22 protein-coding genes are annotated in these 21,583 nt (G+C 66.2%); 16 read left to right on the forward strand and 6 right to left on the reverse strand.

The window, feature by feature from the left end; genetic code table 11:
* Window positions 1–46: 46 nt before the first annotated feature.
* The 7 genes from WKW77_RS06560 to WKW77_RS06590 all read left to right on the forward strand — a co-directional run bounded on the left by WKW77_RS06560 (window position 47) and on the right by WKW77_RS06590 (window position 6,974).
* Entirely contained in the window at window positions 47–793 is a 747-nt protein-coding gene (locus WKW77_RS06560) for an SDR family NAD(P)-dependent oxidoreductase (protein ID WP_340356034.1), read from the forward strand.
* A gap of 77 nt (window positions 794–870) precedes the next feature.
* The gene (locus WKW77_RS06565; RefSeq protein WP_340356035.1) at window positions 871–2,100 is read left to right on the forward strand and encodes a porin; all 1,230 of its coding nucleotides are present in this window, start codon (window positions 871–873) and stop codon (window positions 2,098–2,100) included.
* A 57-nt stretch (window positions 2,101–2,157) separates the two neighbouring features.
* On the forward strand, window positions 2,158–3,180 hold the full coding sequence (locus WKW77_RS06570; RefSeq protein WP_340356036.1) for a YeiH family protein: 1,023 nt from the start codon (window positions 2,158–2,160) through the stop codon (window positions 3,178–3,180).
* A 184-nt stretch (window positions 3,181–3,364) separates the two neighbouring features.
* A complete protein-coding gene (locus WKW77_RS06575; RefSeq protein WP_340356037.1) occupies window positions 3,365–3,499 on the forward strand; it encodes a hypothetical protein in 135 nt (44 codons plus the stop codon).
* A gap of 193 nt (window positions 3,500–3,692) precedes the next feature.
* Entirely contained in the window at window positions 3,693–4,268 is a 576-nt protein-coding gene (locus WKW77_RS06580) for a biotin transporter BioY (protein ID WP_340356038.1), read from the forward strand.
* 22 nt (window positions 4,269–4,290) lie between these two features.
* A complete protein-coding gene (locus WKW77_RS06585) occupies window positions 4,291–5,805 on the forward strand; it encodes an AMP-binding protein (RefSeq protein WP_340356039.1) in 1,515 nt (504 codons plus the stop codon).
* The gene (locus WKW77_RS06590; protein ID WP_340356204.1) at window positions 5,802–6,974 is read left to right on the forward strand and encodes a thiolase family protein; all 1,173 of its coding nucleotides are present in this window, start codon (window positions 5,802–5,804) and stop codon (window positions 6,972–6,974) included. Before WKW77_RS06585 ends, WKW77_RS06590 begins: the two co-directional genes overlap by 4 nt.
* A gap of 6 nt (window positions 6,975–6,980) precedes the next feature.
* Here WKW77_RS06590 and WKW77_RS06595 read toward each other — a convergent pair whose 3' ends face one another.
* Window positions 6,981–7,697 carry a nitroreductase gene (locus WKW77_RS06595; protein WP_340356040.1) on the reverse strand — a complete coding sequence of 239 codons (717 nt, stop codon included), beginning with the start codon at window positions 7,695–7,697 and terminating at the stop codon, window positions 6,981–6,983.
* Between the two features lie 217 nt (window positions 7,698–7,914).
* Between WKW77_RS06595 and WKW77_RS06600 the strand changes: the two genes are divergently transcribed.
* The 7 genes from WKW77_RS06600 (at window position 7,915) to WKW77_RS06630 (ending at window position 14,684) form a co-directional block, all read left to right on the forward strand.
* Window positions 7,915–8,109, forward strand: coding sequence for a hypothetical protein (locus tag WKW77_RS06600; RefSeq protein ID WP_340356041.1), 195 nt, complete (start codon window positions 7,915–7,917; stop codon window positions 8,107–8,109).
* An 84-nt stretch (window positions 8,110–8,193) separates the two neighbouring features.
* Window positions 8,194–9,954, forward strand: a complete 1,761-nt coding sequence (locus WKW77_RS06605) for a chorismate-binding protein (RefSeq protein WP_422823157.1) — start codon at window positions 8,194–8,196, stop codon at window positions 9,952–9,954.
* 144 nt (window positions 9,955–10,098) lie between these two features.
* Complete coding sequence (locus WKW77_RS06610; protein ID WP_340356043.1) at window positions 10,099–10,842, forward strand: hypothetical protein; 744 nt, start codon at window positions 10,099–10,101, stop codon at window positions 10,840–10,842.
* A 209-nt stretch (window positions 10,843–11,051) separates the two neighbouring features.
* Window positions 11,052–12,893: an ATP-binding protein gene (locus WKW77_RS06615; RefSeq protein WP_340356044.1), complete on the forward strand. Its 1,842-nt coding sequence runs from the start codon at window positions 11,052–11,054 to the stop codon at window positions 12,891–12,893.
* The gene (locus WKW77_RS06620) at window positions 12,890–13,528 is read left to right on the forward strand and encodes a response regulator transcription factor (RefSeq protein ID WP_340356045.1); all 639 of its coding nucleotides are present in this window, start codon (window positions 12,890–12,892) and stop codon (window positions 13,526–13,528) included. The genes WKW77_RS06615 and WKW77_RS06620 overlap by 4 nt, the downstream gene beginning before the upstream one ends.
* A gap of 154 nt (window positions 13,529–13,682) precedes the next feature.
* The gene (locus WKW77_RS06625) at window positions 13,683–14,069 is read left to right on the forward strand and encodes an FHA domain-containing protein (protein WP_340356046.1); all 387 of its coding nucleotides are present in this window, start codon (window positions 13,683–13,685) and stop codon (window positions 14,067–14,069) included.
* A 57-nt stretch (window positions 14,070–14,126) separates the two neighbouring features.
* Window positions 14,127–14,684: a hypothetical protein gene (locus tag WKW77_RS06630; protein ID WP_340356047.1), complete on the forward strand. Its 558-nt coding sequence runs from the start codon at window positions 14,127–14,129 to the stop codon at window positions 14,682–14,684.
* A gap of 27 nt (window positions 14,685–14,711) precedes the next feature.
* Here the strand turns inward: WKW77_RS06630 and WKW77_RS06635 are convergent, their stop codons facing one another.
* Together WKW77_RS06635 and WKW77_RS06640 are read right to left on the reverse strand one after the other, a co-directional pair.
* Window positions 14,712–15,557, reverse strand: coding sequence for a hypothetical protein (locus WKW77_RS06635; RefSeq protein WP_340356048.1), 846 nt, complete (start codon window positions 15,555–15,557; stop codon window positions 14,712–14,714).
* Complete coding sequence (locus tag WKW77_RS06640) at window positions 15,554–16,507, reverse strand: MlaD family protein (RefSeq protein WP_340356049.1); 954 nt, start codon at window positions 16,505–16,507, stop codon at window positions 15,554–15,556. The genes WKW77_RS06635 and WKW77_RS06640 overlap by 4 nt, the downstream gene beginning before the upstream one ends.
* Before the next feature lie 191 nt (window positions 16,508–16,698).
* Here WKW77_RS06640 and WKW77_RS06645 point away from each other — a divergent pair, with 191 nt between their 5' ends.
* Window positions 16,699–17,820, forward strand: a complete 1,122-nt coding sequence (locus WKW77_RS06645; RefSeq protein WP_340356050.1) for an ABC transporter substrate-binding protein — start codon at window positions 16,699–16,701, stop codon at window positions 17,818–17,820.
* A 287-nt stretch (window positions 17,821–18,107) separates the two neighbouring features.
* On the opposite strand, the gene WKW77_RS06650 is transcribed toward WKW77_RS06645, so the two are convergent.
* A complete protein-coding gene (locus WKW77_RS06650) occupies window positions 18,108–18,410 on the reverse strand; it encodes a hypothetical protein (protein WP_340356208.1) in 303 nt (100 codons plus the stop codon).
* Between WKW77_RS06650 and WKW77_RS06655 the strand changes: the two genes are divergently transcribed.
* Complete coding sequence (locus WKW77_RS06655) at window positions 18,294–18,551, forward strand: substrate-binding domain-containing protein (protein WP_340356051.1); 258 nt, start codon at window positions 18,294–18,296, stop codon at window positions 18,549–18,551. The two genes, WKW77_RS06650 and WKW77_RS06655, sit on opposite strands and share 117 nt — an antisense overlap.
* Here WKW77_RS06655 and WKW77_RS06660 read toward each other — a convergent pair.
* Window positions 18,513–20,264, reverse strand: coding sequence for an alkaline phosphatase D family protein (locus WKW77_RS06660; protein ID WP_340356052.1), 1,752 nt, complete (start codon window positions 20,262–20,264; stop codon window positions 18,513–18,515). The two genes, WKW77_RS06655 and WKW77_RS06660, sit on opposite strands and share 39 nt — an antisense overlap.
* 202 nt (window positions 20,265–20,466) lie before the next feature.
* Complete coding sequence (locus tag WKW77_RS06665) at window positions 20,467–21,429, reverse strand: sulfonate ABC transporter substrate-binding protein (RefSeq protein ID WP_340356053.1); 963 nt, start codon at window positions 21,427–21,429, stop codon at window positions 20,467–20,469.
* Window positions 21,430–21,583 lie beyond the last annotated feature (154 nt).

A 21,583-nucleotide genomic window follows, 5' to 3' on the forward strand; every position in this document is an offset into this window, starting at 1 on the left:
GGTCTTCCGGCCCCTCAACTTGTCTTCAACGAAACTGGAGTGTGCAATGAGCGAGGCTGTCGTCCTCATTACCGGAGCCACCGCTGGCATTGGCCGCGCAACGGCTCTCGCATTTGGGCGTGAAGGCGCCCGGTTGGTTTGTTCGGGTCGCAATGCCGCAGCCGGGGCCAAGCTGGTTGCCGAACTCGCGGAACTGGGCGCCGAGGCGGAGTTCGTGGCCGCGGACGTGAGCCATGAGGAAGACGTCCGCCGGCTCGTCGACCACGCCGCAGCGCGCTTCGGACGGCTCGATGTCGCCGTCAATAGCGCAGGGACGGAAGGAACATCCGGGTCGATCGTGAGCCAGACGGTCGAATCCTATTCGGCCACCTTCGATGCCAATGTGCTGGGCACATTCCTCAGCATGAAGCACGAGTTGCGCGTGATGCTTCAGCAAGGCAAAGGGGTCGTGGTCAACCTTTCCTCCACCATGGGAAGCCGCGGCAACCCACAGAACCCCCTGTACGTGGCGAGCAAGCACGCGATCGAGGGCCTGACCAAATCCGCAGCGCTGGAAGCGGCCCGGTCGAACGTACGCGTGAATGCCGTGGCGCCCGGCCCGATCGACACCGGCATGCTCGAACGCATTGCGGGAGGCGCCGAAAAGATCGCTTCGGTCGCCGCGTCCATCCCCGCCGGTCGCATTGGTACGCCGGAGGAGGTCGCCGACGCCATTGTCTTCCTCGCATCCGACCGGTCGACGTACATCTCGGGCCAGATTCTGGCCGTCAACGGAGGCAAGACGGCCATGTAGTTCCCGGGCGCAACGGCGACTCGCCGCTGCGCACCAACCGTCGCTCCCACATCATCTCCCCCACAGAAGCAACACCCATGAACAAAGGCCTGATCGCCATGACCGTACTCGCCGCCAGCGGCGCAGCATCGGCGCAATCCTCCGTCACCATGTTCGGCGTGGTCGACGCCACGCTCAGTCACTACGCGAACAGGTCCGAGACACCGCTTGGCGTTGCGGTCACCACCAGCAGCACAGGGCAGAACAGTGGAGGCTATGCCAGCAGTCGCCTCGGATTCCGAGGCACGGAAGATCTCGGTGGCGGCGCCGCGGCCGGCTTCTGGCTCGAAGCGGGTTTGCTCAACGACTCCGGCGCCGGCCTGGGGGCGGGCGGAGGACTTGCCTTCAACCGCCGCTCGACGATCAGCCTGTCGGGCGTCCTGGGAGAGATTCGTCTCGGCAGGGACTACACGCCCACGTTCTGGAACGACGCCGTGGCCGATCCATTCACTTCCAACGGCGTCGGCATCAACCTGATTGCCACCGCGAGCGGCTTCAACTCCCCGGGCCAGGTGGCCAACGGCTTCCAGGGCAACCCCAACTACCTTCGCGCTTCCAACTCGGTGGGCTATTTCCTGCCGCCGAACCTCGGTGGTTTCTACGGACAGGTCATGTACGCGTTCAATGAAGCGAACAAGTACGACCCGGGCGGTCTCACGCCCGACGTCCCGAACAGCCAGCGCGCGGGGCGCTACGTCGGCGGGCGCTTCGGCTACACCAAGGGCCCGCTGGATGTCGCCGTGGCCGGGGGCCGAAGCACCATCGGCGACAAGTTCTTCGCCGGCACGACGAGCGTCATCGACATCTGGAATGTAGCGGTCACCTACGACTTCGATCTCGTCAAGCTGTTCGGCGAATACTCGAACAACAAGACGAAGACCTTCTTCTCCGCCATTCCGCCACTGCCGAACGCATTCGGCTTCACCAGCCCGGGGGCCAACGGCGCCTTGATCGGCGCAACCGTGCCGGTCGGACCGGGCTTGATCCGCGTCGTCTACACCGAGGTGAAGTACAACAACGTCGCCGCGTTGAACCAGGTCATTCCCGGCCTGGCGCCGAATCCGAAGTCCGAAAAGCTCGCGCTCGGCTACGTGCACAACCTGTCGAAGCGCACGGCCCTCTACGGAACCGTCGCGCGCATCGACAACACGAATGGCGCCGACCTGACGGTGGGAGGTCCGGCCTTCTACACCAAGGCCGTCAATGGCTCGGTGCCGGTCCCGCATTCGTCGACCGGCTACGACGTCGGCATTCGGCACGTGTTCTGACGGGCGCATCTTTCTTTCCCTTTCCCAACCTGGCGCTCGGTCCCGAGCCATTCGCAGATGTCCACCTTGACCCTCGCTGGCTGGCCCGCTCTCGGACGCCAGCTCTTTCCCGGCGTTCTCGCGAGCAGCGTCGTCGCGGCTGCCGCCACCTTTCTTTCGCAGCACTACGGCGCCCCCGTCATGCTCTTCGCACTGCTGCTGGGCATGGCGATGAACTTCATGTCCGCCGACGGCACGTGCACCGCAGGCATCGAGTGGACCGCACGCCAGGTGCTGCGCATCGGCGTGGCGCTGCTGGGACTGCGCATCACCACTGGACAGATCGCGGCCATGGGCTGGGCGCCGGTATGGATGGTGGTGGTGTCGGTAGCGCTCACGATCGCACTGGGGATGGTGGCCGCCAAGCTGATCGGCTATCGGGTCTTCTTCGGCCTGTTGACCGGCGGTGCAGTCGCCATCTGCGGCGCCTCCGCGGCCATGGCGCTGTCCGCCGCCTTGCCGAACCACGCGATGCGCGAACGCGCCACGCTGTTCACTGTCATCAGCGTGAGCGCACTGTCGACGCTCGCGATGATCGTCTACCCGATGATCGTGCGCGCGGCAGGCCTCGATCCGGTGCAGGCTGGCATTTTCCTCGGGGCCACGATTCACGATGTGGCGCAGGTCGTGGGCGCGGGCTACGGCATGTCGCCCGCCACGGGCGATGCAGCGACGTTCGTCAAGCTGCTGCGCGTCGCGATGCTCCTGCCGGTGATCGCATTCGCGGGCCTGATGACGCGAGCACGACAAGGTGGCGGCATCGAAGGAAAGCGTCCGCCGCTCCTGCCGTGGTTCGCGGTGGCTTTTGCGTTGCTGGTCGCCATCAACAGCACGGGCTGGGTGCCCACGTCTGTCACGCAGGCGGGCAAGGACCTTTCCCAATGGTGTCTGGTCACGGCCATCGCCGCCATTGGCATGAAGACCCAGCTCAAGGAGCTCGTGACGGTGGGCTGGAAGCCGATCGCGCTGGTGGTGGGCGAAACGGTATTCCTCGCAGCGCTCGTGATGGCTTGGATCCACTTGCGCGGCGTCGCACTCTGACCTCTCCGCCGACCGAGCCGAGGCTCTCCAGCACGCGAGGAAGGCATGCGCCGGCGCAAAAGTGACCCACCGCCGTTTTTCGAGAGCGTCGGCATTGTCAGAATCGCGCGTTCTGCTTCGCGACGCCGCCGTCATGAAGGTGGGGCGACCCATCCAGATTCATCTGTTCCATTCCGAACTTCCCATGTTCCGAATCCTGCTCGAGTCCAAGATCCATCGCGCCACCGGGACCGACTGCGGCCTCGTGGCTGAACGCCTCACCGCTGTGCCGGGCTTGCCCGAGAGCGCATACGCGAAGGACGACCCATGGGATATCTGAGGCGATGCCTGATGGAAGTTCGCGCGGCCAAGGGTGAGCCGGGCGACGAAGACCTTCTCCTGGAAAGTGCTCGATCAGCAGACGAGGGCGCCTTGCACGGACAGTTCCTTCGACATCAAGTTCACCAAGGAACGACTCCTCACAGGCCACAGGCCGAATCCATCGATCGGGGGTCGTCCTCCCCACGACAAACATGAACAAAGCGCCTTCGGTCAATTCCTCCCAAACCCTCGCCCACGTCGCACTCTTCGCAGCGTTGATTGCTGCGATGGGGATGATCCCCAAGATCGATCTGCCCTTTGGGGTCCCGATCACCCTGCAGACTCTGGGCGTCATGATCGCGGGCTGCCTGCTCGGCGCGAGGCGCGCCTTTCTCGCGGTCGGCCTTTTCCTGCTTGCGGTCGCTTTGGGGATACCGCTGCTGGCCGGGGGACGGGGCGGCTTGGGCGTATTCGTCGCGCCGTCGGCCGGATTCCTGATCGGCTGGCCATTCGGTGCGGCGGCGAGTGGCTTTGTGATGCGTCGCCTGTCGCACCTCCGCGGCCGCGCGCTGCTGGCCGGCGCTTTCGTTTCGGCGCTGGTGGGCGGTATCGGCGTGGTGTATGCCTTCGGCATCGCTGGCCTCGCGTTGATCGCCAAGCTCTCCGTCCAGCATGCCGCGCTCGCCAGCGCGATGTTCATCCCGGGCGACCTCGTCAAATGCGCGATCTGCGCGGTGGTCGTGCAGACGGTCGTGCGCGGATTGCCGCATTGGCTCCTGGCCGAGTGAGGCCGAGCGACGCCGCTTGGCCATGCTGGATCCAGATCATGCGAGCGAGCGTTCGTACGCCGCTGGCGCTGCGCGCACTGCTTCGCCGATCGAATTCGAAACCGTTCACGACCCGATCGCCTACTGGGCCGCCCGCACACCGGAGGCGACGGCCATCGACGATGGCTCGCTGCGCTTGAGCTTCGAGGCGCTGTCCGATCGGATCGCTGCCACCGCGAGACCACATGCTCGTGCGCTCGGCCCCGCGCCGGTGTGGGTCGACGAAGCAGGCACGCCGGGCGAGCAGCTCGTCAGCTTTCTGAGGATCCTCGCGGCAGGCGATGCGGCCGTGGTCGGTGACCCCGACTGGTCGCCAGAAATGCGACGCAAGGTCACGGAGTTGCTGGGCGCCTCGTCGACCGGGGCGCCGGCGCGCGATCTGACGCTTCCTCCCGGCTCGTTCTACGTGGGCTTCACGTCTGGCAGCACGGGCGTCCCCAAGGGCTTCGTGCGAAGCCACCGCTCCTGGACGAGCAGTTTCGAGGCCTGCCTCGAAGCATTCGGCCCGGCTGTGCGCACCCCATTGCTGGCGCCAGGACGCCTTTCGCATTCGCTCTTCCTGTTCGGTGCACTGATGGGCTTGTGGAGCGGCGCCGGCGTGCGCCTGCAAACGCGCTTCTCGGCGGGCGCCGCACTGAACACGGTGCGTCAGGGGGATGCAAGAAGCCTCATCGCCGTGCCCAGCCAACTCATCCTGATGATCGAGCAGGCTCATCGTCACGGCCTGCGCCCCATCGAGGAGACGCAACTGGTGATGATCGGGGGCGCCGCATGGCCTCGGGTGCGAACGCCGCATTTGCAGGCGTTGTTTCCCAACGCGCGCATCGTCGAGTTCTATGGCGCCTCCGAGACCAGCTTCATCGCCTGGACCGAGAGCCGCATCGACCTGCCGGCGACGGCCGTGGGGCGCCCGTTTGCGAGCGTGGATCTGCGCATCGACAGGGCGGGCGCGGCACGCGACGACTCGGCTCCCGCTGCATCTCCGGGTTTGATCTACGTGCGAAGCCCCATGGTGTTCACCGACTACGTGACACCTTCACTGGCTCGCGGTGCGACGATCCTGCGCGACGGCGAATGGCTGTCCGTGGGGGACATGGGCCATCTCGATGCCGACGGCGTGCTCCACCTGGTGGGTCGGCAGCAGCGCATGTTCGTCGTGCAAGGGAAGAACCTGTTTCCCGAGGAAGTGGAGCAGGTCCTGACCGATCACCCCTCCATTGCGGCAGCTTCGGTCCAGGCTGTGCCCGATGGCGTGCGCGGCCTGCATGCAGTGGCGGTCCTCGCGCTGCTTCAGCCCATTGATCGCGCGACGCTCGCAGACTGGTGCAGGACTCGATTGGAGCCCTACAAGACGCCGCGGCGGGTCTATGTTTGTGCCCGCTGGCCGCGCACGACGGGCGGCAAGACCGATCATGCCGCCCTGGGGCGGTATCTGGCTGCAAGTCCGGAGGGACCCGCTGACTGGCAAGCGCTGCCTTGGCAGCTTCCGAACTCATGACACCGGATGCGCCGGTCTTGCTCGCTTGGGCCCGCAGTGCAGTGGTGCCCCGGGGTGGGGCGCTTGCCTGCCTGGCTGCCCATGAGATCGCGGCGCCGGTCGTCAGGGCGCTGCTGGCGCGGGGCGGCATCGGTGCATCAGCTGTTGATGCGGTGGTTTGCGGCAACGCGCTCGGCGCGGGCGGCAATCCGGCACGGATGGTCGCGCTCGCCGCCGGCTTGCCCGATGGCACTGCAGCCTTCTCGGTCGACACGCAGTGCTGCTCGGGGCTGGATGCCGTCGCGATGGGCGCCGGGTTGATCGCCTCCGGGCAGGCGCAGGTGGTGGTGGCGGGCGGTGTCGAGGCCTGGAGCCGCTCGCCGATCCGGCAGCATCGGCCGCTCGCTCAGGATGAGGCGCCGGTGTCCTACGAGCGGCCGGCATTCGCGCCCGACCCATCGCGCGACCCCGACCTGACGCTGGCTGCGGCCCGATACGCCGCGCAGACGGGCATCACGCGGACGGCGCAGGATGCGCATGCGGTCGGCAGTCATGCCAAGGCCCTTGCATGGCGCGAGCACATGGCCTCGGAAATCGTTCCCATCGGAGCGGCCGTGCGGGACAGCTATGCGCGCGCGCTGACTGTCGAACGCGCGGCGCGCATGCCCATCGAGGCGATCTCGGATCAGTGGGGTTCATCGGACTTCGATCGACGGGCCACGGCGGTGAGCCGGCTTTCGATCGCGCCGCAGGCAGATGGCGCGGCGTTTGTCCTGATGGCCTCGCCACAGGCTTCGGCCCTCCTTGGAGCGCCGCCCTTGCTGCGTTGGCGGGCCGCGCTTGCAAGGGGCACCGCGCCGGAGATGCCCATGCTGGCAGCAGCGCGCGCGACCAAGCGCTTGCTTCATCGGCACGGCGTCGAGGCAGCGGCCCTTTGGGGCGCGGAACTGCACGAAGCCTTTGCCGTCCAGGCCATCGCGTTCGCGGAGGCGCTGGGCATCGATCCCGAGCGTCTCAACCGCGGAGGAGGGGGGCTTGCACGGGGGCACCCCATCGGCGCGTCCGGAGCCGTCAGCCTGGTCCGTCTTCTCGCCGATATGGCGCGCGAAGCATCGCGAGGCGCACTGGGGCTCGCCAGCATCGCAGCGGCAGGTGGCCTCGGATCGGCAGCGTTGGTCGAAAGACTCTAGCCGCCGCTATCGGATCACGCGCAGGTAGTCCGATACGTCGCGTCGCACAGTGCGCACCATGTTCTCGGGGGCCGATGGGTCGGCATAGCCGATCGAGAGACCGCACACGATGGACTGGCCGGCGTCGAGCCCCAACACCTCGCGCACCACACCGGGGTAGGAAGCGAGTGCGCCGATCGCGCAGCTGCCCAGGCCCCGCGCGGCCGCCGCCAGCATGAAGCCGTACAGGCACATGCCCAGATCCATGTAGCAACCGCTGCCCATGCGCGCATCGATGGTGATCACCAGCGCGACCGGCGCGTCGAAGAAACGGAAGTTGCGTTCGAACTGCTCGCGCCGTGCTTCCTGGTCGTCGCGCGCTGCGCCAAGCGCGCCATAGAGCGCTTGAGCGGCGGCCACCTGACGCCGCCGCAGGGTCATGGGCATGGGAATGGGGAAGTAGCTGTAGTCCTCGTTCTGGGGAGCGCCACTCCGGTACATCTCCACCAGGCGGTCCGACAGTTTCCGGCGCGCCGCGCCGTCGATGCGTATGAACTCGCCCGGTTGCAGATTCGCCCCACTGGGCGCGCGCCGCGCTTCCTGCAACATCTGCGCGATCCATTCGTCCGGTACGGGGCTGTCGGTGAAACGGCGGGTTGAAGTCCGACCATCGGCCAGCGACGCCCAACCTTGCACCGCTGCATCGCGCTCATCCCCCACGCCGCCCAGGTCGTTCGTTCTCATGGGTCCATTTTCATCGCAAGCGTCCGGCGGGCACGTACGCAATGGCCACGCCCACATATGTGACAGACCGCCGTTTTTTCGTCCACCTCGAGCAGCCAGAATCGCGCCTTTTTGCCAGTGAACGAACGACGGCGACGAGTCCTCGCCATCGCCGATGGTCAGCGCCGAACGCAAGTGTCGTCCCAGGTTTGATTGCTTGAAGAATGGAGACAAGAGAATGCCCCTGAAATTGCTTGCCCAAATGGGCAAGGCAGGACAGCCCATCCTCGTTCGCGAGAACGATTGCGTGAACAAGGTGCTTGCACTGAGAGCCGCCGGACTGGTGCACGCACTTGATTCCGAGGACGAGGACGAGATGCTCGTCTCGTTGACCGACAAGGGCCGGCGGGCGCTCGAACCCGAGCGGAGATAGCCGCGTGGCGCGCAACATGACGAGCCGCCGCCCTCCTCAGTTCCACTGCGAACCAGGACGCGCCCCTTTCTGCCTGTGACAAACATCACGCCCGTCCGGGTCTCGATCGATTTCATCTCGCCGGGGCCAGATACACCGGCGCTTCGCGGCGCTTTCGAATCTCCGGTTGACGTACTCGCTGCCGAGTCGATCCACGAAGTGCGTGGTGTCCTCGACGCGGTTCACGAACACGCGAGGGCCGGGCGCTGGTGCGTGGGCTTTGTGTGCTACGAAGCGGCGGCGGCGTTCGATTCCGCTTGGGTCACGCACCGGCCGCGTCCCGGACCCGTGGCGTGGTTCGGTGTCTTCGACGAGATCGGCCCCTGGCCGATCCCGGACGCCAATACGGCATGGCTCGACTGGCACACGGCCCTTCAGGAGACGGCGGCGCGTGCCGGTGTCGCGAACATCCACCGTCGCATCACCGCGGGCGAGGTGTACCAGGTCAACCTGACGGGCCGCCTGCATGGCACGCTGCACGAGGGCTCACCAAGCGATCTTTTCGCCGCATTGCAACGCTTCCAGCCCGGGACCTATGCGGCCTTCATCGACACCGGGTCCCGGCAGGTGCTCTCGGTCTCGCCCGAACTGTTCTTCGATTGGCGTGCGGACGGCAGCATCCTCTGCCGACCGATGAAAGGAACGGCGGCACGCGGCGCCAACACGCATGAGGACGCGGCAAAGCTGGCTGCGCTGCGCGCCAGTGTGAAGGAGCGTGCGGAGAACGTCATGATCGTGGACCTGATCCGCAACGATCTCTCGCGCATCGCAGAGCTTCACAGCGTTGCCGTGCCGCGTCTTTTTCATGCGGAGGCGCTGCCGACGGTCTGGTCCATGACCAGCGATGTCACCGCGCGAACACGGCCCGGCGCGACCTTGACCGACGTGTTCTCCGCGTTGTTTCCCTGCGGGTCGGTCACCGGCGCACCCAAGGTCGAGGCCATGCGTGCCATCCACGCACTGGAAAATGATGCGCGAGGCGTCTACTGCGGCGCGGTCGGCGTGGTTCGCCCGGGTGGCGCAGCCACCTTCAATGTGGCGATCCGAACGGTCGAGATCGATGAAGAACGCTCGGCGCGCTGCGGCATCGGAAGCGGCATCACGATCGATGCCGGGTTCGATGGCGAATGGGCCGAGTGGGGGCACAAGGCAACCTTCGTCCGTCGGGCGAGTCTGCCGTTCGCCTTGCTCGAGACGCTGCGCATCGAGGAGGGCGTTGCCCGCCATGCCCATGCGCATCTGTCTCGCATGGGAGCCAGCGCGGCTCACTTCGGGTATGCCTGGGACCGCAGGGCCGCTGACCACGCGCTCGATCGCCTGCTGTCGGAACACTCGAAGGGCGTGCAACGCGTCCGCTTGCTGCTCCACGCCGATGGTCGTTTCGAGGCGCAGGCGACACCGATGGTCGACCACGCGGGGCTCGCGCGCGTTCGCATGGCGCCCACTGCCCTCGGCGAAGCCCACAGCGAGTTCGTGCGTCACAAGACCACGCGGCGCGCGCACTACGAAGCCTTCGCGCCGGATGCGGGCATCTTCGATACGCTGCTTTGGAACGAGGCCGGTGAGGTCACGGAGTTCACCCGCGGCAACGTCGTCGTCAAGCGGCAAGGCCGCTGGATCACGCCGCCGCTCTCATGCGGTCTGCTGCCGGGCGTCGGTCGGGCGCAGGCGCTTGCTGTCGGACGGATGCTGGAAGGCATCGTGCGGGTCGAGGATCTGGCGCGCGCGGAGGCCATCGCCTTCGTCAACAGCCTGCGCGGCTGGATCGACGTGCAGTTGGATTCGGAGGGCCCAAATCGGAACTGATGTTGCCAAAAAGTGGCATTGAAAAATTGCAGGTTGCTGCGCACGATCTTGTCTGCTGACCGGAACAAGCGACACCTGCAGCCGACCGGAGCCCGGTGCTCCTGTTGATCAACCGCACGCGGAGATGGCAAGTTGGGAAGTGGAATGAACGCAGAATCCTCGGGAGGAAGGCATGAAGCCAGAGATGCGGCGGGGGAGGTGCTTCCCGGCGACATCGTCACTTCGCGGGCGCCGCTGGATGCGGGGACCCCGCGCCCCCCTTACGGAGCCCGGCAGACGCCGCCGCCGGCGCGCCGGAGCCTGCGCGTAGCGCAGTGGCCCGAATGGATCTTCTTCATGGTCTTGGCGGCGATCTTCCTCGCGTTCGGAGGCGCCATCCTGATGGACAAAGAGGGCCGCGAACTGCCCCGGCCATTGGTCTCCGCCCCGTTGGTGGTCGGCGAGCTGCATCCCCACATCAGCCATGTGGTGGAGAGTGCGCCGGACGACGGAGCACTCGAGATCACGCTGGACCAAGCGTCGCCAATGTACCCAGCGAGCGTGGTGGCCGAATTCGCGAGCGATGCGCTATTGGTGCTGCAGCGGATGCATCAATTCTTTCCGCAGATCGGCAATCGGGTCGTTCGATTCGTCGCGAAGGCTCCACTGCACCCAGCCGATGGTGAACTGGAAGGACTGGCCCTCGTGCTGGCGCTCGATTTCGAGCGGAGCGACGTGCTTGTGAAGGTCATCGCGCCTGAGTTCACGTTCCAGGATCTTCTCAACCAGACGTCGGCTGTCCAGTACCTGAACGACGTGAGTGGGCCGCGCTACGTGGAGGCGTTCTGCCTCGACCCGGTGTCGCGGACCGCGGAGATCTTTTGCAAGCGCGAAGTTGGGGAAGAATAGTGCGCCCAAGCTGCTGCAATCGGCAATCGAACTTCCTGCTTTGCCGGCTGAGTGATTTCCCGCCCGGCGCGTCGGCGCAACTTCGAAGAGATGCACATTCCTGTTAATCGCCATTTGCATACCTCTGCCGGCACAGCCCGGATCGGCCCGTCCGTGCGGCGTCCGGAGAATCCCGCCGACCGGATCCGCTTGCCCGGCCGCGAGTGGTCGTGAGTTGGATCACCGTCATCTGGTCCATGGTCGCCGCGGCGTGTCTCACGCTCGCCGGGGTGCTCCTGCCGGTCTGGATCAGAGATCGCACGGCCAGGCCCTACCTCTTCTTTGCGCTCATGGCCGTGGCGACCACGGGCTTCGTGTTCTGCGACTTGCGGATGATTCAAGCGCAAACGCCCGAAGAGTTCGCCGCCGCGCTGAAGTGGGTCCATGTGCCGATATGGTTCTTGCTCGTGGCGCTCGTCGCCTTCGTGCGTGTGTACCTGAAGGCGGGTCGCCTGTGGCTCGCGTGGAGCGCCATCGGGCTGCGCACGATCGCGCTCCTGCTCGACTTCACGACGGGACAGAATCTCAACTACAACGAGATCACGGACCTGCGTCGCGTTGCGTTCCTCGGCGAGCTCGTTTCCGTTCCCGTGGGCGTACCGAATCCATGGATGCTGGTCGGGCAACTGGGTGTGCTGCTGATTCTGATCTACGTGGCCGATGCCAGCATCACCGCCTGGCGTCGCGGCAACAGGCGCACGGCGCTCAGGGTCGGTGGCATCCTTGCCTTTCTGCTGCTCGTTGCCGCGGGGCAGTCCGCGCTGCTGTTCTGGGGTGTCATCAAGGCGCCCACCACGCTCAAGCTGGTCTACCCCGGGATCATCGTCCTGATCGGGTACGAGGTGAGTCGAGAGGTACTTCGCGCATCGCAGCTCGTCCACGCGTTGCGCGAAGGCGAACAGCGAATGAACCTGGCCGCCGAGGCTGCGGACGTCGGGATCTGGGTCCGGGACTTCGCGCGGAACGACTTCTGGGCCAGCGCCAAGTGGCGCGAGCTGTTCGGCTTTGCACTCACGCAAGCGGTGGATCTGGAGCGGATGCTGCTGAAACTGCATCCCGATGATCGCGACGTGGTCCGGCAGGCGCTGGCGAAGGCGGTCGCAGACGGTGGCGAGTACACGTCGGAATTCCGTCTGGTGCTGGCGGATGGCCGTATCCGCTGGATTGCAGCGCAAGGCCGGGTCGACCTCGACACCAGTCGCCGGCCCATCCGCATGCGAGGCGCCTGCACCGACTGCACCGCGCGCAAGCAGGCCGAGCGGGAAATGCTGCAGCTGCGGCACGAGATCGTCCACGCGGGGCGGGTCTCGGTCATGGGCCAGTTCGCCTCGGCCCTGGCGCATGAAATCAGCCAGCCGCTCGGTGCGATCCAGCGCAACGCGGAGGCGGCGTCGATCATTCTGGAGACCCGCTCGCCGGATCTCGACGAGATTCGCGCGATCGTCGACGACATCCTCAGCGACGACCAGCGTGCCGGCGCGGTCATCGACCGTATGCGCGCGCTGCTCCGGCGGCGCGAGATCGACATGCAGCCGCTTCACGTGGGCGAACTCCTCGGCGATGTCGCGGCGCTCTCGCGTCCCGACGCCGCAGCGCGGCAGGTGAGTCTGGTGCTGGAGATCGCGGACGACGTTCCGCCGGTGCTTGGCGACCGCGTGCACCTGCAGCAGGTCTTGCTCAACCTGATCTCCAATGGCATGGACTCGATCGAAGAGGCGGGCAGGAAGGTCCGCCGCATTGCCGTGACCGCTGTTCTCGACGGGGCGCGGGCGGTGGAGATTGCCGTGGCCGACAACGGCGTCGGCATCCCGCCCGACCGGCTCGAGCAGGTCTTCAGTTCATTCTTCACCACCAAGGCGACCGGGATGGGCATGGGCCTGTCGATCTCGCGCACCCTCGTGGAGACGCACGGCGGTCGGCTGTGGGCGGAGAATCTCGACGATGGCGGGGCGAGGCTTCGCTTCACGCTGCCTGTTGCCCCAGAGGTGGCTACGGAGTTGGCCGCGGCATGAACGCAGCCCCACCTACCGTCTATCTTGTCGACGACGACGTCTCGTTCCTCACGGCCACGTCGCGACTGCTGCGGGCCAGCGGATTCACGGTGCAGACCTTCCTGTCCGCGAGCGAATTCCTCGCGCATTCCGTCGCCGACGCGCCGGGCTGCGTGGTGGCTGATCTGCAGATGCCCGGATTGAACGGACTCGATCTACAGACGGCGCTGGCCCGGACATCCAATCCGCTGCCGCTTCTTTTCCTGAGCGGCCACGGCGACATCGCCTCGACCGTGCGCGCGATGCGCGGGGGTGCGGAGGATTTCCTGGAAAAGCGCGCGCCCCTGGAACAGCTGCTCAACGCGGTCCGCCGCGCCCTGGTGCGCAACGCGCAGGAGCGAGAGGCGCAGGCCCGGCGACGTTCGCTGCGCGAGCGCTTCGACGCGCTTTCGGCCCGAGAGGTCGAAGTGCTCTCTCATCTCCTGCGCGGGCGTCTCAACAAGCAGATGGCTGGCGACCTCGGCATCTCGGAGCGCACCGTGAAGTTGCACCGCAGGGCGATCATGACGAAATTGGGGGTGCGGTCGGTCGCGACGCTCTCGCGACTGACCCAGGAGGCCGGAGTCATTCCCGCCGACGCGCCCGCCTTCCCTTAGGGGCAGCGCTCGACGTGCAGCCTGGCGGCATGTCCGCCGTTCGACCTGACAGCCATCTCCGGCAGGCGGCTGCAACTTCCCCTTTGGGCAGTAGACGCCCAACAAGCGCACGGCCACAGTGCATGCAGGAGTCGCATGCGCAAAAGGGAGAAACATGCCAAAGCTCATCTTGATGGAGCACCCCGGGAAGACCCGGCAGGTCTTGCTGGGGCCACATGAAACGAAGATCGGTCGCGCCTCGACCAACGACATCGTGATCGACGTCAACCAGGTGAGCCGCGTGCATGCGTCCATCATGGTGGGTCCGGCGTTCGTCACCCTGAAGGATCTGGGCAGCCGCAACGGCACGTTCGTGAACGGCGTCAAGGTCGAAACGCTGGTTCTGGCGAACGGCGACAGCATCAGGATCGGCGAATGCGAAATGCGCTTTCTTGCCAACGACCAGGAATACAGCCAGATCGACGCGCTGCGCCTCCTGACGGTCCCCGGCCTGTTGATCGACATCGATGGGGACGCCCCTCGGGTCGGCCAGAAGCGCTGATGTTGCGCAGCGTGGGTGCCAGGTGCGGCCGGGCATGAACGTCGCCTCGAAACAACAATGACATTCAAAGAACTGCGTATCAGCGGGCCGGATCTTGCCCCCTATGTCCTCGGCGAACCGATATACGTCTACGACCGAAGCATTCAACTGGGAACTTTTGACCCCATTCACGTGACCCGAGCTGGAACGAACGTTCATATTGCCCGGTTCATTGCCACGAGATTCCTCAAGGCCGGAACGCGGAACATCGACCCCTTGGTGCTCCTCGAGGTCATCTCTTTCATTTCGGAGCGCTTCCTCGCCGTTCAGACCGTGAGCTTCTCCTTGCGCAGCGACGTCGCATCCTACGAGGACGGCTTGAAGATCGCCTCTGCCCGCGCCGCACTGCTGCAACGCATCGGAACGCACCGTGTCACGATCAGCCCACAGCCGGATTCAGCAACGCCTGGCAACTTCGTGGTCCATGGGGTGTGGGCGTACAACGAACTCAATCTCGCGGCGCTCGGCCAGTGTCTCGAACTGGAGCGGGAGATCTACCGCGACTGCGAAGCGTCCGCACCGGAAGCAGCCCGGCGAAGCCTGCCCAGCCGCCTGCGTCGATTGCTGTCACGATGAACGAGCAGGGCGGAAGGCTTGCGACCGCTATGGCGCGGCCGCCGCCAACAATCTCGCCGTACGCGCGGCACCCGCGTCATTTTTCGCCGCGACCGCCACGTCGTGGGCCCTGGCCCAATAGTCTCTGGCGAGTTCCGGCTTGTCCGTGGACGCATGCCCGAGCAGCAGCAGATCCTGATAGATCTTCTCGCTCGCGCCCGCGGCCTTGTCCAGCTTCAACGCTTCCTGAAGCAGAGGTGCTGCAGCGGCCGGCGTCTTCAAGGCGATGTAGGCGCTCGACTGCAGACGCAGTGCGTTCGCCCGTTCCAGTGCATCGTCCTTTGGCAGCGCGCTGTGGGCCTGTTGCGCCAATCGCAATCCCTCCTCGGCACGGCCGGCGTGCAATGCCACGTAGGCCTTCAGATTGAGGATCTTTCCCTTCACGCTGCAACCGCTGCCGCAGAGGGCCCCAGCCCGATCGAGCGATTGTTGGGCGCTGGCAGGATCGCTCGCCTGCACGGCCATCGCGCGCCTCAATGCGGCTTCGGCACGCCGGTCCGCGCTGAACGCGAGTCGTGGTTCGTCCAGCACCATATCCAGTTGCTTGAGCGCCTCGTCCTGGCGACCCAGACCGACATAGACCGTGGCCAGGTTCAGCCGCGCGGCTGCGATGGCGTCATCGTCCTCGATCGACTGCGCGACCACGAGGCCTTGCTGGAAGAACACCAGCGCGCGGGGCAGGTCGCCGCCCTTGACGCGATCCATCCCCTGCGTGCCGAGGCCCTGGGCCTGGATCTGCGCCGCCGAGCGTGCGGGCGGCGTCGAGCACGCCCCAAGCAGGACCGCTCCTGCCACGCACAGCACGCAGGCGATCAATCGGCGCGCGCGGTTCATGGCGCTTCTCCAGGAAGCGGCAGGCCGCCGATGCTGTCGATCGGCAATGACTGCGGCGTGGTGGGCGTGCCCGTCAACATGCTGATCGGCCAGGTCTGACGCGCACTGCTCACCATCTGGTTCGTCTGCGTCGCGGCGGCCTGCACCTGGTCGAGCACGCCCGGCAGCTTGTCGGAAGCCTGCGCCACCATGGCCTGGAGATCGGCGCTGGCTTTCTGCGAGGTTGCCGCGGCCTGCTGCACCTTGTCGATCACCGCCGGCGCTGCCTGCTCCACGACTTCGATGGTGCGGCCGGCCCTTTGCATCGTCGCCACGGCACCGCTCTCGATGGTCTTGACGGTCTGCCTGGTCTGATCGATCACCTCGCCGGTCTTTTCGGCGATCGCTGGCATCTTCGACACGACGTCCTGACCTGCCTTGAGGGTCTGCTGGAAGGCCCCATCCGGGTCCGTCAGGCTCTCGGTCAGTTTGCGCGCATCCGCGATCACGGGCATCCATGCCGCCTGCATCTCCTGCAGGAACTGGCCGCCATCCTTGTTGCGCTCGAAAGCCAGCACCTCGCCGGGATCGAGCGGCTGCGCGCCGCCGCGCGGTGGCACGAGGTCGATCGTCGGCTGGCCGATCGTGGTGTCCTGGACCAGCCGTGCGTGCGTTCCTTTCGGCAGGCCCGCCATATAGCCGTGATCGATGCCCAGTTCGATCCTGGCGCCTTGGTCCGCGGACTGCGCCGTCGACAACTCGATCCTGCGAACGCTGCCGATGACGACCCCACGCGTTGTCACCCGCATGCCCTCGGCAATTCCGGCCGCATCGGGCGCGTGGACGTACAGGCGCTGCTGGGGAATGAACGTCCACCGCTGCTGGTAGGCGATGTAGGCCAACAGTGCGGCGACAAGCGCAACGAGAGCAATGACGGCGGCAGCGTAGCGCCTCGAACCGGGCTTGAGCATTGACATCCTCCGGCAGTCAACAGGGCCACAAGGGTGGATCCACCTGCGCCACGCACTGTAACCGCGACGAGTGAGACCGCTGCATTTCCTGGGAAAGTGTCTTCACAGTGAATTTACATATAGATACAGTTGTATCCATCAGGCCTACGGCGAGCGGGGGCCGAATGCTTGGAAATCTTTCGGAGACACTGATGAATGCACGCAGCCTGGCCCGCTGGATTCTTGGGGCCGCCATTACAAGCGCGATGATGACGAGCGCAGTCGCCGCGGACATCGTGGTCGGCCAGGTGGCGCCGCTCACGGGGTTGGAGGCCAAGCAGGGGATGAGCTACGCGGCCGGCCTGCGACTCGCTTTCGACAGTGTGAACAAGCAAGGCGGCGTGAACGGCAACACCTTCACGCTCGTGCGCGCCGACGATCACAACGAGCCCGCGTCCACCGTCGAGCAGACGCGCAAGCTGGTCGCGGAACAACGCCCACTCGTGCTGGCCGGCTACTTCGGCAGCCGCAATCTGGCGGCGCTGCTGGCCTCCGGCATCCTGGACCAGCAGCGGCTGGCGCTCGTGGGCTATCGCACGACCGGGATTCCGCCCTCGCATCCCCTGCTCTTCAACGTGCGGGCCGACGTGCGCGACGAACTGGCCAAGCTCACCGAGCACCTGGCGACCATGGGCATCACCCGTCTGGGCCTGCTCCATGAGGCCGGGGCCGAAGCGGTGGTCGCGGCGGCCGACGAGGCGGCCGGACGGGCGAAGGCCGCCTTCGTCATTCGCGCCGCCTATGCGCCGGACAGCAAGAGCACCGCGTCCTTGGTGTCGGCGTTTCTCAAGGCGCCGCCCCAGGCCATCATCATGGTGGCCAACGGAGCGGTCACGGCGGCCTTCATCGAGCGCTACCGCATGGAGGGCGGCGCGGCGCAACTGTTCGCGTACTCGGGCGCAGACATCGAGCAGTTGTCCCAGCGGCTCGGCGAGGAACAGATGAAGGGCGTCGTCATCTCGCAGGTCACGCCCAACCCGTACAAGAGCAGCAGCCGGCTCACCCGGGAGTTCGCGGAGGCCGCCAGGGCACAAAAGCTCGACGTGCCGGTCAGCTACATGATGATGGAGGGCTACATCGCGGGCCGCGTGATCATCGAGGCCGCGCGGCGGCAGGGACGCACGCCTACCCGCGAAGCAATGACTGCGACACTGAACGCCATGAACGACTACGACCTCGGAGGTTATGCCGTCGGGTTCAGACCCGGCGCGAGGGCCGGCTCGAAATACGTCGAGCTGTCGATCATCAGCAGCGATGGAAAGATTCAGCAATAGCAACGGGTGGCTCAGTGGAGGCGGCAGGGCGCCTCGATCGTCCTGTTCAGAATGCCCGGGCCAGCAGCACTGCCCCCGATGCGACCGCGAAGAGCTGTACGAAGGTACGCATGAAACGTTCATTGATGCGGTGGTGCACGAGGTGACTGAGTAGCGCCCCACCCCCAGCGACGGAAGCAGTTCGGCGGCCGCCACCAACTGCGGCCGGCGCACCTGCCCGGCGACGAGCAGGAAGACCAGCGACATCAACTGGCCCACCAGGAAGCACACCGCCAGGGTGGAACGCATCACCGCAACGGGTAGACGAACTCGTCGTTCAGGCTCGATTCGAGCGGCACCCACACGCGCCGGAAGATCTCCGAAGGCTCGCCGTAGGCCAGTGACTTGCCGAAGGACTGGGTGAGGTGGTGATGCGCATCGATCATGCCGGGCGCTTCCTTGCGCAGGCGGGCCGTCACGTACCCGACGAAGTGATGATCGCCACGCGCTACGACGGCATACGCGCTCGCACCTGCGAGCCGCCGCTCACTGCCATCAACCTGCACCTCGACGAGGTGGCCCATCTGGCGATCGACCGGTTGTTCGATCACCTGCCCGGCACCACTTCGCGTCGCAGGGTGGCCGGCCCGGCGCCGGAACTGGTAGTGCGCGGCTCAACGTTGCGCCGGGCGCCGTCGCGCAAACGCACGGGCTCAGGCCGGCAGCACTTCGAGGGCGGTCGCTCCCGGTAGGGCGTGAAGGCTCTTGGCGAGCCGTGCGGTGTAGTCGCGGCTCAGCACGGTGCTGATCTCGGTGAAATCGGCGCGGACTTCTGCGGGCGTCAGCGTGATGGCGATGTAGCCGCGCTTGCTCGTCTCGGCATAGCGCAGGTCTTTCACCATCTTCGGAAACGCATCCGACAGCACGGTGTTGCTGATGAGCGGCAGCAGGCGCTCGAAGCCGGGCGACGAGATCGAGGCGGTCCCGAACTCCACGCCCACGCGCTGGCCGCTGGCGTCGGTCAGGTTGCTCGCCCACGCGTTGTGCGTGTCGCCGGCGAGCGAGACGAGGTTCTTGCCCATCGAACGTGCGGCGGCCAGCACGCTCTCGCGCGCGGCCGGATAGCCATCCCACGCATCCAGGTTGTAGGGGACACGCCGCTGCGCGAGCAAGGCACGCTGCTCGTCACTGCGCAGGGGCTCCGGGGTCGACTGGGCCAGCAGGAACTCGCCGAGGGTCTGCGCATTGAATGCGCTCGCCACACTCAGCGGAATTTCCATGCGCGCCATCAGCACCTGCGAGCCGAGCAACTGCCAAGTCGCGGTCGATGCCGCCATCTGCGCCGAGAGCCAGGCGGACTGCTCGGCGCCCAGCAACTGGCGCGATGGGTCGGAGGCACCGCCTGCGAGGTAGGTGTCGAGGCTGACCTGCTCGTCGCGGCCGATCAGACGGGTATCGAGCATGTGCAGCGAGGCGAGCGTGCCGAAGTCGAACGAGCGATAGATCTTCTGCGTGTTCGCCGGATCCGGCATGCGCAGGGGCAGCCATTCGCGAAATGCCTGCGTCGCCGCTGCGCGACGCGCAGCAAAACTTCCCTCGGTCGCAGGGTCGTGATTGCGCGCGCCACCGGACCACGCGTTGTCCGCGACATCGTGGTCGTCCCACACCGCGATCACGGGCATCTTTGCGTGCATCGCGATGAGGTCCGGGTCCGTGCGGTTCTGGCGGTGGCGCTGCCGATAGTCGTCGAGCGACAGGATCTCGTGCGACGGCGTCGACTCGCGGTCGATCGCGATCGCAAGCTGCGACGCGTATCCCAGCGGTCCGTACTCGTAGATGTAGTCGCCCAGATGCAGCACGGCATCGATGTCGGTCCGCTTGGCGATCTCGGCACAGACATTGAAATACCCCGCAGGGAAGTTCGAGCACGAGATCACGGCAAGCCGGACCTGCGACACATTGCCGGTCGGCAGTGTCTTGGTGCGCCCCGCGGGCGAGGGCTCGGAGCCGAGATAGAAGCGATAGTAGTAGACGCTCGCGGGCTGCAGTCCCGTGGCGTCCACCTTGACGGTGTAGTCCTGCTCCGGCCCGGTGCCCATCGTTCCACGCGCGACGATCGCGCCGAAGTTGGGATCGCTCGCGACCTCCCACCTCAGGTTGACCGCGCCGGGGCTGGCGAGTGTGATGCGGGTCCAGAGAATGACCCGGTCGGACAGGGGATCGCCGCTGCCGACCCCTTGAGCAAAGATCGGCGTCGTCTCCGGCGGAGAGCTGGCGCTGCCGCCGGAGCCCGTGCCGAAGACGGCGCCGCCCCCGCCACCTCCTCCACCTCCGCAGGCATACATGCTCACCCCGGTGCCGGCGAACATCGCGTAGAGGATCGCGTTTCGAATGAAGCTGCGGCGCGAGGGCTCGGTGGCAGCTGGCTCATTCTTCGGGGCACTTGGACCTGTGGCGTCACCCATGTTCGTTCCTTGGCCCGACAAGCCGGTCACGACCGCCGTGCCGGCCTCCTGCCGGAGGGAAGCTGCATTGGAGGCCGGGCGCACCCGGTGATTCGTAGGCGGACGCCAAACGATCGGGTCCTCCGATCGCTTACAAATTTACGCATTTGGTTGCGCCTCAGGCGGGGCGCATCCGAGGGCACGCCGAGCGCGCCGACCGCCATCAGGCGAGACCGGGGGCGGCCGCCTCCAGCACATTGATCCGCTTCGGGATCAGCTTGAGTTCGAAGAAGGTGTCGGCGATCTGCTGCTGTTCGCCGAGGATCGCCTTGGTGATCGGCCCGGTGCCGAGGGCCGAGCGTTCCACCACCGTCTCGACCACCGGCTTGGGGATGCCCCAGATCTGCGCCAGCTCGCCGGCCAGGGCGTTCCTGTTGGCTTGGCCCCACTGGTCGATCTTGTCTAGCTCCTCGATCACGACCTTGATGATGTCGCCGTTCTTCGCCGCGTAGTCGAGCGACGAGAAGTAGTAGGCGCGGTTGCCCACCACGCCTGCCGCATCGGCCAGCAGCGTGGCGTCGAGCGTTCTTTGCGCGGCGGCGAAGAAGGGGTCCCAGATCACCCAGGCGTCGATCGAGCCCTTCTCGAAGGCGGCGCGCGCATCGGCCGGCGGCAGGAAGACGACGTTGACGTCGCCGTACTGCAGACCGTGCTTCTGCAGCAGCTTGACCAGGAAGTAGTGGACGTTGCTGCCCTTGTTGAGGGCGACCTTCGTGCCCTTGAGGTCGGCGACCGTCCTGATGGCCGAGCCCTTGGGCACCAGCACGCCTTCGGACCCCGGGCGCGGCACCGTGGCCGCGACGTAGGCCAGTTGCGCGCCGGCGGCCTGCGCGAAGATCGGGGGCGCTTCGCCGACGTCGCCGAAGTCGATGGAGCCCACGTTCAGCGCCTCGAGCTGCACGGGTCCGGCGGTGAACTCGGTCCACTTCACCGATACGCCGAGCGGCGCCAGCCGCTTTTCGAGCGTGGCGCGTCCCTTGAGCAGGCTCAGGTAACCCTTCTGGTTGCCGATGCGCAGTTCGCGCGCCGCGGCCTGACTCCACGCGCCGGCGGCACCGAGGGGGAGGGCGATGGCCGCCGCGCCTTGAAGAAAGCGCCGGCGCGGCAGGGAAAGTCGTTGCGTCATAAGGGAAAACGTGAGGTGAATCAGGCTGCAGATTCTTTCCCTCCGGCCGCGTGGCGCCCACGAAGGAATGCGCCTGTCGATATCCAAATTGCTTCCTTGCCGCCACGGCGAAAAGCGGCGTCCGCCGACGTGGGCTGTCGGCCAACGGCTGCAA

The organism is Variovorax ureilyticus (assembly GCF_037889935.1).
GTDB lineage: Bacteria > Pseudomonadota > Gammaproteobacteria > Burkholderiales > Burkholderiaceae_C > Variovorax > Variovorax ureilyticus.

Excerpts from the sequence above, each read along its gene's own strand:
- WKW77_RS06560 (WP_340356034.1), top strand. The coding sequence starts at position 47 with ATGAGCGAGGCTGTCGTCCTCATTACCGGAGCCACCGCTGGCATTGGC.
- WKW77_RS06565 (WP_340356035.1), top strand. The coding sequence starts at position 871 with ATGAACAAAGGCCTGATCGCCATGACCGTACTCGCCGCCAGCGGCGCA.
- WKW77_RS06570 (WP_340356036.1), top strand. The coding sequence starts at position 2,158 with ATGTCCACCTTGACCCTCGCTGGCTGGCCCGCTCTCGGACGCCAGCTC.
- WKW77_RS06575 (WP_340356037.1), top strand. The coding sequence starts at position 3,365 with ATGTTCCGAATCCTGCTCGAGTCCAAGATCCATCGCGCCACCGGGACC.
- WKW77_RS06580 (WP_340356038.1), top strand. The coding sequence starts at position 3,693 with ATGAACAAAGCGCCTTCGGTCAATTCCTCCCAAACCCTCGCCCACGTC.
- WKW77_RS06585 (WP_340356039.1), top strand. The coding sequence starts at position 4,291 with ATGCTGGATCCAGATCATGCGAGCGAGCGTTCGTACGCCGCTGGCGCT.
- WKW77_RS06590 (WP_340356204.1), top strand. The coding sequence starts at position 5,802 with ATGACACCGGATGCGCCGGTCTTGCTCGCTTGGGCCCGCAGTGCAGTG.
- WKW77_RS06595 (WP_340356040.1), bottom strand. The coding sequence starts at position 7,697 with ATGAGAACGAACGACCTGGGCGGCGTGGGGGATGAGCGCGATGCAGCG.
- WKW77_RS06600 (WP_340356041.1), top strand. The coding sequence starts at position 7,915 with ATGCCCCTGAAATTGCTTGCCCAAATGGGCAAGGCAGGACAGCCCATC.
- WKW77_RS06610 (WP_340356043.1), top strand. The coding sequence starts at position 10,099 with ATGAACGCAGAATCCTCGGGAGGAAGGCATGAAGCCAGAGATGCGGCG.
- WKW77_RS06620 (WP_340356045.1), top strand. The coding sequence starts at position 12,890 with ATGAACGCAGCCCCACCTACCGTCTATCTTGTCGACGACGACGTCTCG.
- WKW77_RS06625 (WP_340356046.1), top strand. The coding sequence starts at position 13,683 with ATGCCAAAGCTCATCTTGATGGAGCACCCCGGGAAGACCCGGCAGGTC.
- WKW77_RS06630 (WP_340356047.1), top strand. The coding sequence starts at position 14,127 with ATGACATTCAAAGAACTGCGTATCAGCGGGCCGGATCTTGCCCCCTAT.
- WKW77_RS06635 (WP_340356048.1), bottom strand. The coding sequence starts at position 15,557 with ATGAACCGCGCGCGCCGATTGATCGCCTGCGTGCTGTGCGTGGCAGGA.
- WKW77_RS06640 (WP_340356049.1), bottom strand. The coding sequence starts at position 16,507 with ATGCTCAAGCCCGGTTCGAGGCGCTACGCTGCCGCCGTCATTGCTCTC.
- WKW77_RS06645 (WP_340356050.1), top strand. The coding sequence starts at position 16,699 with ATGAATGCACGCAGCCTGGCCCGCTGGATTCTTGGGGCCGCCATTACA.
- WKW77_RS06655 (WP_340356051.1), top strand. The coding sequence starts at position 18,294 with ATGATCGCCACGCGCTACGACGGCATACGCGCTCGCACCTGCGAGCCG.
- WKW77_RS06660 (WP_340356052.1), bottom strand. The coding sequence starts at position 20,264 with ATGGGTGACGCCACAGGTCCAAGTGCCCCGAAGAATGAGCCAGCTGCC.
- WKW77_RS06665 (WP_340356053.1), bottom strand. The coding sequence starts at position 21,429 with ATGACGCAACGACTTTCCCTGCCGCGCCGGCGCTTTCTTCAAGGCGCG.